This window comes from Micromonospora sp. NPDC023633, assembly GCF_040640035.1.
In the GTDB taxonomy this organism is placed as follows: domain Bacteria; phylum Actinomycetota; class Actinomycetes; order Mycobacteriales; family Micromonosporaceae; genus Micromonospora.
In genome coordinates, this window is sequence record NZ_JBFABB010000011.1 from 29,754 (window position 1) to 42,662 (window position 12,909).

11 protein-coding genes are annotated in these 12,909 nt (G+C 73.1%); 3 read left to right on the forward strand and 8 right to left on the reverse strand.

The genetic code is table 11. From position 1 onward, the window contains the following. Positions 1-394: 394 nt before the first annotated feature. The 3 genes from AB0G13_RS05115 to AB0G13_RS05125 all read right to left on the reverse strand — a co-directional run bounded on the left by AB0G13_RS05115 (position 395) and on the right by AB0G13_RS05125 (position 3,728). Positions 395-2,785 carry an excinuclease ABC subunit UvrA gene (locus AB0G13_RS05115; protein ID WP_357869091.1) on the reverse strand — a complete coding sequence of 797 codons (2,391 nt, stop codon included), beginning with the start codon at positions 2,783-2,785 and terminating at the stop codon, positions 395-397. A gap of 77 nt (positions 2,786-2,862) precedes the next feature. Next, entirely contained in the window at positions 2,863-3,273 is a 411-nt protein-coding gene (locus AB0G13_RS05120; RefSeq protein ID WP_357869094.1) for a VOC family protein, read from the reverse strand. Between the two features lie 5 nt (positions 3,274-3,278). After that, on the reverse strand, positions 3,279-3,728 hold the full coding sequence (locus tag AB0G13_RS05125) for a helix-turn-helix transcriptional regulator (protein WP_357869097.1): 450 nt from the start codon (positions 3,726-3,728) through the stop codon (positions 3,279-3,281). A gap of 136 nt (positions 3,729-3,864) precedes the next feature. On the opposite strand from AB0G13_RS05125, the gene AB0G13_RS05130 reads away from it, so the two are divergent. Next, entirely contained in the window at positions 3,865-4,698 is an 834-nt protein-coding gene (locus tag AB0G13_RS05130; protein ID WP_357869099.1) for a hypothetical protein, read from the forward strand. Positions 4,699-4,858: 160 nt separating this feature from the next. Here the strand turns inward: AB0G13_RS05130 and AB0G13_RS05135 are convergent, their stop codons facing one another. From AB0G13_RS05135 to AB0G13_RS05150, 4 genes are read right to left on the reverse strand one after another with little or no spacing between them, the layout of a single operon-like run. Further along, complete coding sequence (locus AB0G13_RS05135; protein ID WP_357869102.1) at positions 4,859-7,537, reverse strand: DUF6493 family protein; 2,679 nt, start codon at positions 7,535-7,537, stop codon at positions 4,859-4,861. Continuing rightward, entirely contained in the window at positions 7,534-8,871 is a 1,338-nt protein-coding gene (locus AB0G13_RS05140; protein ID WP_357869105.1) for an SWIM zinc finger family protein, read from the reverse strand. Before AB0G13_RS05140 ends, AB0G13_RS05135 begins: the two co-directional genes overlap by 4 nt. A gap of 58 nt (positions 8,872-8,929) precedes the next feature. Beyond that, positions 8,930-9,676: a methyltransferase domain-containing protein gene (locus AB0G13_RS05145; RefSeq protein ID WP_357869108.1), complete on the reverse strand. Its 747-nt coding sequence runs from the start codon at positions 9,674-9,676 to the stop codon at positions 8,930-8,932. 51 nt (positions 9,677-9,727) lie between these two features. Then, entirely contained in the window at positions 9,728-10,456 is a 729-nt protein-coding gene (locus AB0G13_RS05150) for an SDR family oxidoreductase (RefSeq protein WP_357869111.1), read from the reverse strand. A 106-nt stretch (positions 10,457-10,562) separates the two neighbouring features. Here AB0G13_RS05150 and AB0G13_RS05155 point away from each other — a divergent pair, with 106 nt between their 5' ends. Together AB0G13_RS05155 and AB0G13_RS05160 are read left to right on the forward strand one after the other, a co-directional pair. Beyond that, positions 10,563-11,024 (forward strand): peroxiredoxin, encoded by a 462-nt coding sequence (locus AB0G13_RS05155; RefSeq protein ID WP_357869113.1) that lies wholly within the window; start codon positions 10,563-10,565, stop codon positions 11,022-11,024. A 71-nt stretch (positions 11,025-11,095) separates the two neighbouring features. Beyond that, entirely contained in the window at positions 11,096-11,788 is a 693-nt protein-coding gene (locus tag AB0G13_RS05160) for a hypothetical protein (protein ID WP_357869116.1), read from the forward strand. Positions 11,789-11,897: 109 nt separating this feature from the next. On the opposite strand, the gene cydB is transcribed toward AB0G13_RS05160, so the two are convergent. Beyond that, entirely contained in the window at positions 11,898-12,896 is a 999-nt protein-coding gene (gene cydB / locus AB0G13_RS05165) for a cytochrome d ubiquinol oxidase subunit II (protein ID WP_357869118.1), read from the reverse strand. Positions 12,897-12,909: the final 13 nt, after the last annotated feature.

The following is a 12,909-nucleotide window of genomic DNA, read 5'->3' on the forward strand; positions in this document are numbered from 1 at the left end:
GACGACACCCGGTCGGCCGTCTCCTCGCGGATCCGTGCACCGAACCCGACCCCCGCGCGACCCGCGAGCCGAAAGCGCCAGGCGCTGGTGAACGGCTCGATCGCAGCCGAACCCCGCTGGCACCACCGCCCGGGGCCGACGGGGCGTGCTCACGGCGGACCCACCTGGATCCGCCGTGAGCACACAACCCGGGCCCCCGTCGGCGCCCGTCGTAACACCGACCGTCACCCAGCGAGGTGATTCGATCCCCCACCGTCATCGCGGAACGCGAGTGCGTCCCGCGAACTCCTCGGCGAGCGCGGGCCGCTCCCCCGGCCGCGACCTCGCCGCGTACGCTGCCGCACCTGCTCAGCGGTCCTCGGCGCGAGGCCAGCGCCCGTCAGTGTCCTCGGTGTCAGGCGCCGACGTAGGCGGCGAGGTGCTCGCCGGTGAGGGTGGAGCGCGCGGCGACCAGGTCGGCGGGGGTGCCCTCGAAGACGATCCGGCCGCCGTCGTGGCCCGCGCCGGGGCCGAGGTCGACGATCCAGTCGGCGTGCGCCATGACGGCCTGGTGGTGCTCGATGACGATGACGGACTTGCCGGAGTCGACGAGGCGGTCGAGCAGGGCGAGCAGTTGCTCGACGTCGGCGAGGTGCAGGCCGGTGGTCGGTTCGTCGAGGACGTAGACGCCGCCCTTCTCGGCCATGTGGGTGGCGAGCTTGAGTCGCTGGCGCTCGCCGCCGGAGAGGGTGGTGAGCGGCTGGCCGAGGCTGAGGTACCCCAGCCCGACGTCGGCGAGTCGGGTCAGGATCGCGTGGGCGGCCGGGATGCGGGCGTCGCCGGCGCCGAAGAACTCCTCGGCCTCGGCGACCGACATGGCGAGCACCTCGGCGATGTTCCGGCCGCCGAGCGTGTACTCCAGCACAGACGTCTGGAAGCGCTTGCCCCCGCACTCCTCGCACGTGGTCTCGACGGTCGCCATGACGCCCAGGTCGGTGTAGATGACGCCGGCGCCGTTGCAGGTGGGGCAGGCGCCCTCGGAGTTGGCGCTGAACAGCGCCGGCTTCACGCCGTTGGCCTTCGCGAACGCCTTGCGGATGGGGTCGAGCAGGCCGGTGTAGGTGGCCGGGTTGCTGCGTCGTGAGCCGCGGATCGCGCCCTGGTCGATGACGACCACACCGTCGCGGCCGGCGACCGAGCCCTGGATGAGTGAGCTCTTGCCGGAGCCGGCGACGCCGGCGATGACGCAGAGCACGCCGAGTGGGATGTCGACGTCGACGTCGCGCAGGTTGTGCTCGGTGGCGCCCCGGATCTCCAGCGCGCCGGTGGGGGTGCGCACGGTCGCCTTGACGGTGGCCCGGTCGTCGAGGTGGCGGCCGGTGACGGTGCCGCTCCCCCGCAGGCCCTGCACGGTGCCTTCGAAGCAGACCGTTCCTCCCTGCGTGCCGGCGCCGGGGCCGAGGTCGACGACGTGGTCGGCGATCGTGATCGTCTCGGGCTTGTGCTCGACGACGAGCACGGTGTTGCCCTTGTCGCGCAGTTGCAGCAGCAGGTTGTTCATCCGCTGGATGTCGTGCGGGTGCAGGCCGATGGTGGGCTCGTCGAAGACGTAGGTGACGTCGGTGAGGGAAGATCCGAGGTGGCGGATCATCTTGGTGCGCTGCGCTTCGCCGCCGGACAGGGTGCCGGCCGGGCGGTCGAGCGAGAGGTAGCCCAGGCCGATCTCCTCGAACGAGTCGAGCAGGTGTTGCAGCCCTTTGAGTAGGGGGGCCACCGAGGGTTCGTCGAGTTCGCGTACCCATCCGGCGAGGTCGCTGATCTGCATGGCGCAGACGTCGGCGATGCTCTTGCCCTTGATCTTCGAGGAGCGGGCCTCGGGGCTGAGCCGGGTTCCTTGGCAGTCCGGGCAGGTCTGGAAGGTGACCGCCCGCTCGACGAAGGCCCGGATGTGCGGTTGCAGGGCGTCGACGTCCTTGGAGAGGAACGACTTCTGGATCTGCGGGATGATTCCGGCGTACGTCAGGTTGATGCCGTCGACCTTGATCTTGGTGGGCTCCCGGTGGAGCAGGTCGTGCAGTTCCTTCTTGGTGAACTTGCGGATCGGCTTGTCGGGGTCGAAGTAGCCGCAGCCGCGGAAGATGCGGCCGTACCAGCCGTCCATGCTGTAGCCGGGGATCGTGATGGCGCCCTCGTTGAGGGACTTGTCGGCGTCGTAGAGGGCGGTGAGGTCGATGTCGTTGACGGTGCCCATGCCCTCGCAGCGCGGGCACATGCCGCCGAGGCGGTGGAAGGTGGCCTTCTCGGCCTTGGTCTTGTTGCCGCGCTCGACGGTGATCGCGCCGCTGGCTCTCACCGTGGGGATGTTGAAGGAGTACGCGTTGGGCGAGCCGATGTGTGGCTGGCCGAGTCGGCTGAACAGGATGCGCAGCATGGCGTTGGCGTCGGTGGCGGTGCCGACGGTGGATCGCGGGTTGGCGCCCATCCGCTCCTGGTCGACGATGATCGCCGTGGTCAGCCCGTCCAGCAGGTCGACCTCCGGTCGGGTGAGCGACGGCATGAAGCCCTGCAGGAAGGCGCTGTAGGTTTCGTTGATCATCCGCTGTGACTCCGCGGCGATCGTGCCGAACACCAGCGAGCTCTTGCCCGAGCCGGAGACGCCGGTGAACACCGTCAGCCGGCGCTTCGGGATCTCGACGCTGACGTCCTTGAGGTTGTTCACGCGGGCGCCCTGTACGCGGATCAGGTCGTGGCTGTCGGCGACGTGCGGCGCGGGTGCCTGCGTGTCAGTCCTCGTGGCCGTGCTCATCGTGTCTCCATCTGTTGCGGGGTCGCGTTCGGCGCCGCGACCGGGTCATCCGTGCGGGTGCGGCGTCGCCGCAGGGCTCAGCGCAGTTCGTTGATGCGGATGAGGTTGCCGGTGGGGTCGCGGAAGGCGCAGTCGCGGACGCCGTACGGCTGTGCGGTCGGTTCCTGGACGACGTCGGCGCCGCTGGCCTGCAGTCGGTCGAAGAGGCCGTCGAGGTCGTCGGTGGCCAGGGTGATGGCGGTGTAGCTGCCCTTGGCGATCAGTTCGAGGATCGTCTGGCGCTCGTCGTCGGTGATGCCGGGGTCGGCGGCCGGCGGGTGCAGGACGATGGACGTGCCCAGCTGGTTGGGGGGACCGACGGTGATCCAGCGCATCCCGTCGTATCCGACGTCGTTGCGGACCTCGAAGCCGAGGGTGTCGCGGTAGAAGGTCAGGGCGGCCTCCGCGTCGGTGTGCGGGAGGAAGGCGTAGTGGATGGTGATGTCCATGGCGGTCAGGCTAGTTGCGGCTGCGTGGCCCGTGCTTCTCGATTCCTGATCGGTCTGGTCACCTGTTTCGCCAGGCACGGCGGCATCTCCGTCGTCGCGTGGGCGCTGCGGGCCCGGTAGGTGCTCGGCGGCACGCCGACGAGTTCGGTGAAGCGCGTGCTGAAGGTGCCCAGAGAGGAGCAGCCGACCGCGAAACAGACTTCGGTGACGCTGAGGTCGCCGCGGCGCAGCAGCGCCATGGCGCGCTCGATGCGCCGCGTCATCAGGTAGGCGTACGGCGACTCGCCGTAGGCGAGGCGGAACTGGCGGCTGAGGTGTCCGGCCGACATGTTGACCCCGCGGGCGAGCGCCTCGACGTCCAGCGGTTGTGCGTACTCCCGGTCGATCCGGTCGCGGACGCGGCGCAGCCGGGCGAGGTCGCGCAGGTGTTGGGCTGCGGCGTCTCTGCTGGTCACGTGCAAGATCGTGCCACGTCACGGCGGAGTTGCCCAGCAGCGCCGGCGGCCTGCCGCCGCGGTGTGCCCGGGCGGGTGTATCGGGTGGTGTCGGGGCGGGTCCGTCTGGAAGGCTCTGCGGCCCGGAGGTGTGAGCGTGGGCGCGGATGCCGAGATCTTCGTGTTCGACTACGGGCGCTATCGCGGCGAGGTCGTGCCGGCGCTGGTGGAGCTGCTGCGCACCGGTGAGGTGGTGCCGTGGCTCGGTGAGGTGTTCCGGTCCGCGGCGGCGATGGGTGGGTACGGCTACGGCGTGCTGTGGCCGCGGTTGGCGGCGCAGCTGCGGGTGCGGCCCACGGATCTCGCGCGGTACTGCACGTGGCTCGGTCGCGACCTGCGCTACGTCGGGACGGAGCGGGTGGACCGGGCCGTCGGCGAGCAGCTGGCCTGCCCGTCGGGCACGTGTCCGGAGCGGGTGCGGTGCCGGTTCCACCGCGATGGTGGCCGGCACGCCGTCGAGGAGTTGAACGCGTTGCACGAGGCGCTGGTGGCGGTGTGCTGTCTCGGGCCGGCGCAGTTCCTCGGGCGCTCGATCACCCCGGCTTACTACCTGCCGTTGTTGGCGCGTCAGGGCGTGCCCGACGACGATCCGTTGCGGGGTCTGCTCGGCGCGCTCGCCACGCGCGGGGCGGCGTGGGGTTACCAGTTCGGCCGTACCGAGGGGATCCATGGTTGGCTGACCAGCGCCGAGACCGCCGAGCTGTCGGCGCGCCTCGGGCGACTGGACCTGCCGCGGTACGAGCCGACGTTCGCCGCGATGGCGGAGTGGTCGAAGCGTGCCGGGTCGGCGCAGCGCGAGTGGCGGGGTGTGAGCCTGTCGTTCGTGCGGACGGTGGCCACGGTCGCTGCCGGGGCCGGTCGGGGGTTGTTGTGGGGCAACGACGTGTGTCCGGATGTCTGGCGCGATGTGTGCGGCCTGTCGTCAGGGTGAGGCCCGCCCGGATCTGAGCTGGTGCGGAGGGTCGGCTCCGCCGCGTCGGTGCCCGTGTCCGGCCGGCGTGGGGCCGCATGTCGCGCTGCGGCTCCACGCCAATCGGCCGTCGGGTCTCGGCGCGCCAGCCGCGCTGTGCCCGGGCTGGCCGGATGCCGGGTCAGGCCGGATGCCGGATCAGGCCGGGTTGGAGCGCGTGGCGCAGGCGTCGGGCCTCGGTGACGAGGCGGCCGGACCCGCCCCGGTCGGCGACGTCGGCCAGGCCGGGCACCTCGATGCGGGCGCCGGTCGTGGTGGCCGTCTCGGCGGCCAGGCTCAGCAGGTCGGGCAGGCCGCGCGGGGGCTTGGGTGCGGTGAGTGCCGCCGGTAGTGCGGCGGCGATCAGCCGCCACACGGTCAGGGGCGCTCCGGCCAGGGCGGCGTCGCGGAGCGGTTCGAGGGCCCTGGACAGCTTCACCATGTGCCCGGCGACCAGCTGGCCCAGGTGCTCGCCCGTTGCGGTGGCGTCGAGCTGCCCGGCTGCGGCGAGGGCGAGCAGGGCGTCGAGGGCGGCGATCCGGTCGGCGCCGTGCCGGGCCCCGAGGCCGTAGGCCAGGGCGAGGTCGAGGGCGGCCCCGCCGGGGCCGGTGCTCTCGGCGAGCAGCGGCAGCATGGTGGCGCCGTCGCGTTGGTCCATGTCGGCGGCGCTGGCCACGATCGGCAGGGCGTACGCGGCGACCACTGCCCTGTGCCCCGGCAGGATCGACGGCCACAGGTTCGCCCAGCCGGAGTGTTCGACGCCGATCGGTGCCGGGTCGGCGGTCAGCAGGCCGTACCGGTCGTCGTGTCCGTCGGGTGGGCGCAGCTCGACGGTGAGGCGCTTCGGCGGCAGTTGGTCGTACTCCCAGTCGTAGCCGTTCTTACGGGGTCGTCGGGTGAGGGTGGTGACCCGCATGAGCGGTTGCGGCAGGCCGCCGGCGCGCAGCCAGGTGGCGAGCCGCTCCCCCGCCGGGGTGCCCAGCGCGGCGGCCTTGCCGGCCACGGCGTCGTCGGTGTCGGTGGGCAGGCGCAGCAGCGCCTGGGTGAGGTCCCAGTGCCAGGGTGTGCGGTCGCCGAGCGCCGCGAGGCGCTCGGTCAGGGCGAGGGGGTCGAGGGTGCCGTTGGCGTGGGTGGGGGTGGCGAGCAGCCCGGGGTGTCCCGGCTCGTTGAGGTGCGCGCCGATCTCGGCGAGGCGGGCTCGGAGCAGCCGGTGCGGTGGGGGTACCCGGGGGTCGGTGGCGAGCAGTTCGGGGGCGCGGGTGCTGCGGTCGGTGCGGCGTAGCGCGGCGAGCAGCGCCTCCCATCGGCTGCGTCGGCGGGCCTGCTGGTCGGTGGCTGCGGCGGTGGTGAGGACGTCGACCACCACCTCGCACAGGCAGAGGGGGTCGTAGCGGTGTTCGTTGCCCCAGGACCAGTGTCGGCGTGCGATGACGGGGGCGAGGGCGGCGTGCACGCGTGCGCCGTCGGTGGCGGTGAGCCGGACCAGTGCGTCGAGGATGCGGTCCAGCGGTGCGCCCTGCGACTGCGTGCCGAGCAGGGCGGCTGTCTCTTCGGCGAGTTCGTCGACGTCGGTGATCGGGGCGGGTGCCGGCGCGGGCGGCGCGGGTGGGGGCAGGTCGTCGCCGCGTGGCCGGGCGGTGGCGGGGCCGGCCGCTGTGGCGTCGAGGCCGTGGCGGGCGGTGAGGGCGTGGGCCCGGTCGCGCAGTTCGGCGGCGGGGTGTTCGGTGGCGATCGCGATGACCTCGGCGATCTCCCGGGTGCGGTCGCGGTGCTGGCGGGCGAGCCGGTCGAGCCAGGTGAGCTGGGCCCGTACGAGGGTCTTGTCGGGTCGGGTGAGCACGTCCCGGGAGGTGTCGAGGAGGGCGTCGAGGTCCGGGGCGGGCAGGTCCCGGAGGGCCTTCTGCGCCATCGTGGCGACCGGTGCCGGTGCGTCAGTGAGCAGGCGCAGGTAGTCGGTGGCGCGGGCGGCGACTTCGGCGGTGGTGGGCGCCAGTTCGGTGAGCAGGGTGGTGAAGGCGCGCAGCGCCGCGGTGCGGTCGCCGCGCAGGAGCCGGCCGAGCGCGCCGTCGATCAGCGTGCTCCGGTCGACGATGCCGTCGGCGGCGAGGCGGGCCAGTGCGGTCGGCAGGGGGTGGCGTCGGCGTTCCTCCCAGGTGGTGACGACCTCGTCGAACATCATCGGTGCGCCGAGGCCGTCGACCTCGAAGAGCCGGGGCAGCATGGTGGCGAGGAACGGGTCGTCGCGTAGCCGGTCTTCCACGGGTGCCGGTTGTGCGTGGCGTCGCCGCTGCGGCGAGGCCACCGAGTTCAGCCACAGTTCGACGAACCGGTCGTGGGTCGGCGCGGTGGTGCCCGTGGCGTGCAGGAGCGCGGCGATGAACCGCCACCGTTCGATCCAGGTCTGCTGGGTGACCTTCGTGGCCAGCCGGTGGGCGAGGTCGCCGAGCCAGGTGATGCCGCGCTCGTCGGCGACGCGCACGACGAGGGCGGCGGCGCGTTCGCCGTCGGGGTTGACCGTGTTGCGGGCGAGGATGGTGGCGGCCTGTGCGGCGCTGGGCAGGCAGCCGACCACGGCGACGGCCAGGGCGGCGCCCGCGCCGGGCGTCCAGCGGGTGGAGTTCTGCCGCTGTTTGCACCAGGTCGTCAGGTTGGTGCCGATTTCCCGGCGGCGTTGCTCGGGCAGCCCGGCGAGGGCGGCTGCGATCTGGTCGGCGGCGCCGTGTGGGATCAGGTCGAACAGGTCGCTGGTGCCGCCGGCGGCGAGTTCGCGGTGGCGTCGTGCGGTGCTCTTGACGAAGAGCATCTGCTGTGCGCTGCTCACGCCCGCTCCTCGGCCTGGTGGGTGGTGAGCATCCGGGTGGCGAGCGCGTGCCGGCATGGTCCCCGTTGCCCGCGGTGCTTGGCCCACCAGGGGCAGGTGCAGGTGAGGTCGCCGTCGGGCAGGCGGCGGACCCGGTAGACCTGGTCGCCGCTGTGGATGGTGGCGGTCGTGCCGTCGAGGGTGACGGCGCCGGCGTCGAGCAGTGCCCGGGCGCCGACCAGGCGGGGGTTGTCGCGTTCGGCGCGGCCCGCGTCGTAGGGCATGACCCGGTGGAAGTACGCGGCTTCGGAGACGTCGTAGCCGACGCGGCCGGCGGTGCCGAGCTGGGCGAGCGCGGCCCGGACGCGGGTCGGGTCGAGGCCGGTGTCGGTGGCCAGCCGGTCCACGTCGATGGTGGGGTCCCAGGAGAGTACGGCGGCGACGAGGTTGGCGTCGTCGACCACGTCGTCGCCGGCCAGCGCGGTGAGGGCGGCGCCTTCGCCGGAGAATCCGCGGTACGGCTCGGGTGAGAGGGTGAGGGAGAGGCGCAGCGCGCCGGTGTCCAGTTCCCAGGTGCTCGGCACGGGTGCCGCGCCGGCGGCGACGGTCGGCCCGTAGACGCGCAGGGTCTGGGCGAAGCGGAGCATGCCGCGCAGCGCGGTCAGTCGGCTCGCTCCGGCCAGGCAGACGGCGCCGGGGACGGGGCGGGAGGTCAGCCGCAGTGACCGGCCGGCCGGCACCGCCCAGAGGATCGACCGGTCGCTGGTGGTGGGTAGTCGGCGCAGGAACGTCGCCGCCTCGGTGGCGGGGATCTCGGCGCGGGGTTCGAAGGCGGCGGCCAGGATCTGCACCTCGGCGAAGCCGCGCAGCCAGCGTGCCGGCAGTGGGACCTTCTTCTCCACGATGGGGCCGTCGAGGGTGGAGACGGTCAGGTCGTCGGGGCCGACGTTGAGGTGCAGCGGGTCGAGGCTGCCGACGCGGGCCAGTGCCTCGCGCAGCGGGTTGTTGACGTCGACGTTGGTGGTGCCGTGTTCGACCACGTCGCCGTCGAGGCCGGCGGGCAGGGTGTCGAGGCGGGCGTAGACGCCGCAGCAGCCGGAGAAGGACTCGAACCGGAGCCGGTCGCGGCTGCCGGTGACGACCGGGTCGAGGCTGGCGGGGCTGACGGGCCGGTGGTAGCGGGTCCGGGCGACCTCGGCGACGGCGAGCAGGCCGGCGGCCGCCGCCTGTGGAGTGGTGAGGAATCCGGTGAAGAATCGGGGGTGGGGTGCGGGTCCGCCGCTGGTCTGCAGGCCGAGGCCGCCGTGTCCGAGGGTGGAGGATCCGAGGTACCGGTAGGTCTGCACTGCGCTCACGTCCGGGGACGGTAGAGGACGCCACCGACAGGAACCGGCCGCGTGGCCGGCGACGGGCTCAGGATCGGCTGGTGCGGGGGCGGCGGGCGAGGACGAGGGTGGTGCGCAGGCGCAGCACGACGGTGCCGCCGAAGTCGTCCACGAGGGTGCGCATCGCGGTGGCCGCCCGCGTCTGCTGCTCGGCGGTGCGCTGCCGGTAGGGGCCGAAGGTCTGCAGCAGGCGCAGGTAGCGGTCGGTGCTCAGGGGGAGGTCGCGGTGCAGGGTGTCGGCGCGCACGTCGGTGAACAGGTCGCTGGCGGTGATGTCGTGGTGGAACCAGTCGGCGCGGCGGCGGGTGGCGGTGGGGTCGATGGCGCGCAGCGTGGTGTCGACGGCGCGGGCCTGCGCGGGGTCGGCGTAGCCGTACTCGTGGCCGAAGACGGCGAGGGTGCCGCCCGGGGTGAGCGCGTCGTGGGCGCGGGCGTTGCGGGTGGCGGGGTCGAGCCAGTGCCAGGCCAACGCGCAGGCGAGCAGGGGCACGCCGCCGGTGGGTGGCTGCCACCGCTCGAAGGTGGAGGTGACGGCGTGGACCTGGGGGAAGGTGGCGGTGAGGCGGGCGGCCATGCGGGGGTCGGGTTCGACGCAGGTGACGGGCGCGCCGAGGCGCAGCAGCACGGCGGTGCCCTTGCCGGTGCCGGCGCCGATCTCGGTGACGGTGTCGGGGGTGCCGCCGTGGTAGTCGTGGATGAGGTCGGCGAGGGCGGTCGGGTAGTCGGGGCGCACGTCGTCGTAGAGGTCGGCGACGTCGCCGAAGACACCGGTCACGGGTGGCATCGTCGCACGGGTGGCAGCGGGTCCGTTGGGGGCGGTGACGGGTCAGAGGCCGCCGGCGACGCGCAGGACGGTGCCGGTGGTGTAGGTGGCGTCGGGGCCGAGCAGCCAGGCGATGGCGCCGGCGACCTCGTCGGGTTCGCCGGGGCGGCCCAGGGGGATGCGGGCGGCGGCCTGGTCGGGGCGGTCGGGTTGGCCGGAGAGGGCGTGGATGTCGGTGCGGATGATGCCGGGGGCGACGGCGTTGACGCGGATGCCGCGGGGGGCGAGTTCCTTGGCGAGGCCGGTGGTGAGGGTGTCGGTGGCGGCCTTGACGGCGGCGTAGTGGACGTACTCGCCCGGGCTGCCGAGGGTGGCGGCGACGGAGGAGACGTTGACGATGGCGGCGCCGCGGCTCATGCGGCGGGCGGCCTGCTGGGCGCAGAGGACGTAGCCGATGAGGTTGACGTCGACGACGTGGCGCAGGTCGGCGGGGTCGAGGTCGACGAACGCGCCGATGGGGCTGGTGACGCCGGCGTTGTTGACCAGGCCGGTGATCGGGCCGAGGGTGGCGGCGGCGTCGAACAGGGCGGTGACCTGGTCGGGGTCGCGGGTGTCGGCGGGGACGGCGAGGCCGCGTACGCCGGTGGCTTCGAGGTCGGCGAGCACGGTGGTGGCGGCGGTGCGGTCGCGGCGGTAGCTGAAGGCGACGTGGTGGCCGGCGTGGGCGAGGCGGCGGGCGGTGGCGGCGCCGATGCCGCGGCTGCCGCCGGTGATGACGGTGACCGGTTTCAATGTGCCTCTCCCCTGTTGTGGCTGCGGGGCCGACGCTACCGGGGCGGGTTCGTCGGTCGGCGCATAGGCTCGGGCGCGTCGGTGGACGGTGACGTGGAGGTGCGCGGTGGCGGGTGTGGGTGTCGGGGACGTGGTGGCGGACTTCGAGTTGCCCGACGAGACGGGTACGCCGCGGCGGCTGTCGGAGCTGCTGGCCACCGGGCCGGTGGTGCTGTTCTTCTATCCGGCGGCGATGACCCGGGGGTGCACGGCGGAGAGCTGTCACTTCCGGGACTTGGCGGCGGAGTTCGCGGCGGTGGGCGCGACCCGGGTGGGGATCAGCCGGGATCCGGTGGCGAAGCAGGCGGAGTTCTCCCGGCGGCACGGGTTCGACTATCCGTTGCTGTCGGATGCGGACGGTGTGGTGGCGGACCTGTTCGGGGTGCGGCGGCGGCTGCCGCTGGGCGCGCTGAGCACGCGGCGGATGACGTTCGTGATCGGCACCGACCGGCGGGTGGTCGAGGTGATCCACAGTGAGCTGAACATGAACGACCACGCGGACGCGGCGTTGCGGGCGCTGGGGGGTTGATCTTCCGCTTGTCGGGGCGGGCTGGTATCAAGGCAGGCATCTGAACAGGTGTACGAGGGAAGAGGTTGCTGATGGGTGCTGCTGGCCAGGGTTTGTCCACTGACGAGGTGCAGAGCATCCGGGAGGCGCTGGCGGCGGGCCGCAAGCCGAAGGTGGTGTTCACCGCCTCGGCCGGCCAGATCGCCGGGCAGGTGGGTCAGGTGGTGGAGCTGACCGACCCGGCGGTCTCGGACGAGTTCGTGGTGGTCCGGTTCGGTCGCGACGAGTTGCCCTTCTCCCCCGCCGACGTGGCGGTGGCGCCGCGGGGCGCCGGGCGCAAGGCTGCGGAGCCGCAGCCGGAGCCGCAGGAGCAGGAGCAGGTGCAGGCGGCGCCGGCGGAGCCGGAGTTCGTGCTGGACCGGGTGCCGCAGCAGCGGCGGGAGGAGCCGAAGGTGGAGACGGTGGAGGCGAAGCCGGCGGCGCGGCGGCCGGTGAAGGCGGTGAAGCCGAAGGGCCCGGCGGGGCTGACGGTGACGCTGGCGTACGCCGACGGTGAGTGGACGGTCGCGGCGCAGCAGGGCAGCAAGTCGCTGGCGAAGCCGTACGTGGTGAAGCCGGCGGAGGCGCTGCGGATGGTGGCGCTGGTCGACGTGCCGGGCGTGCACGAGGCGGTGGAGCAGATCATGGCCGCCGAGCGGGCCGAGGCGGAGCAGCAGGCGGAGAAGCTGCGCGCGGAGCTGGCGGAGATCGAGGCGCGTCTGGCGGAGTTGCGCGAGGCGCGCTGACGCCGGGGCGGGGTGCGGCCACGGGGCCGACGCGGCAGGGGTGTCGTGTCGGCCCCGTGGCCGGTGCGGGTGGCGGCGGCGGGGCCCGCGGCCACCCGGCGGGGGCGGGTCAGTGTCGCGGGATGTGGGCCACGCCGATGCGCTTGCGGAACACCCAGTACGTCCAGCCCTGGTAGGCCAGCACGATCGGGGTGAACACCACCGCCACCCAGGTCATGATCTTCAGGGTGTAGGGGGTGGAGGCGGCGTTGGTGGCGGTCAGCGTGCCGGCGGCGTCCGCGGTGGAGGGCAGCACGTTCGGGAAGAGCGCCGCGAACAGCGTCGCCACGGCCAGCGCGATGGCCACGGCGGTGCCGGTGAACGCCCAGCCCTCGCGGCGGGCGCGGGCGGCGGCGAGGCCGCCGAGCAGCGCCAGGGCCGCGCCGACGGCGAACACGACGGCGGCGGTGCTGGAGCGGATGTTCAGCGTCCAGGTCAGGAACGCCACCGCGAGGGCGGCGGCGGCCACGCCAAGGCGCATTGCGAGCGCGCCGGCGCGCTCGCGTACCTCGCCGACGGTTTTGAGGGCGATGAACACGGCGCCGTGGGTGAGGAATAGCGCCGCGGTGGTCGCGCCGCCGAGCAGGGCGTACGGGTTGAGCAGGTCGAGCAGTCCGCCGATGTACTCGTGCTCGGCGTCGAGCGGCACGCCGCGCAGGATGTTGGCGAACGCGACGCCCCACAGCACGGCGGGCACGACGGAGCCGACGAAGATGGCGTTGTCCCAGCGGCGCTTCCAGGACGCCTCGGGGCGCTTGTGGCGGTATTCGAAGGCGACGCCGCGGATGATCAGGGCCAGCAGGATCAGCAGCAGCGGCAGGTAGAAGCCGGAGAAGAGGGTGGCGTACCACTCGGGGAAGGCGGCGAACATGGCGCCGCCGGCGGTGATGAGCCAGACCTCGTTGCCGTCCCAGACGGGGCCGATGGTGTTGATCAGGACGCGGCGTTCCCGGTCGTCGCGGCCGAGTACGGGCAGCAGCATGCCGACGCCGAAGTCGAATCCCTCGAGGATGAAGTAGCCGGTGAACAGGACCGCGACGAGCAGGAACCAGATGGTGGTGAGTTCCACGGTTGTCTCCGGT

Coding starts and splice junctions, on each gene's coding strand:
- AB0G13_RS05115 (WP_357869091.1), bottom strand. CDS start 2,785: ATGAGCACGGCCACGAGGACTGACACGCAGGCACCCGCGCCGCACGTC.
- AB0G13_RS05120 (WP_357869094.1), bottom strand. CDS start 3,273: ATGGACATCACCATCCACTACGCCTTCCTCCCGCACACCGACGCGGAG.
- AB0G13_RS05160 (WP_357869116.1), top strand. CDS start 11,096: ATGGGTGCTGCTGGCCAGGGTTTGTCCACTGACGAGGTGCAGAGCATC.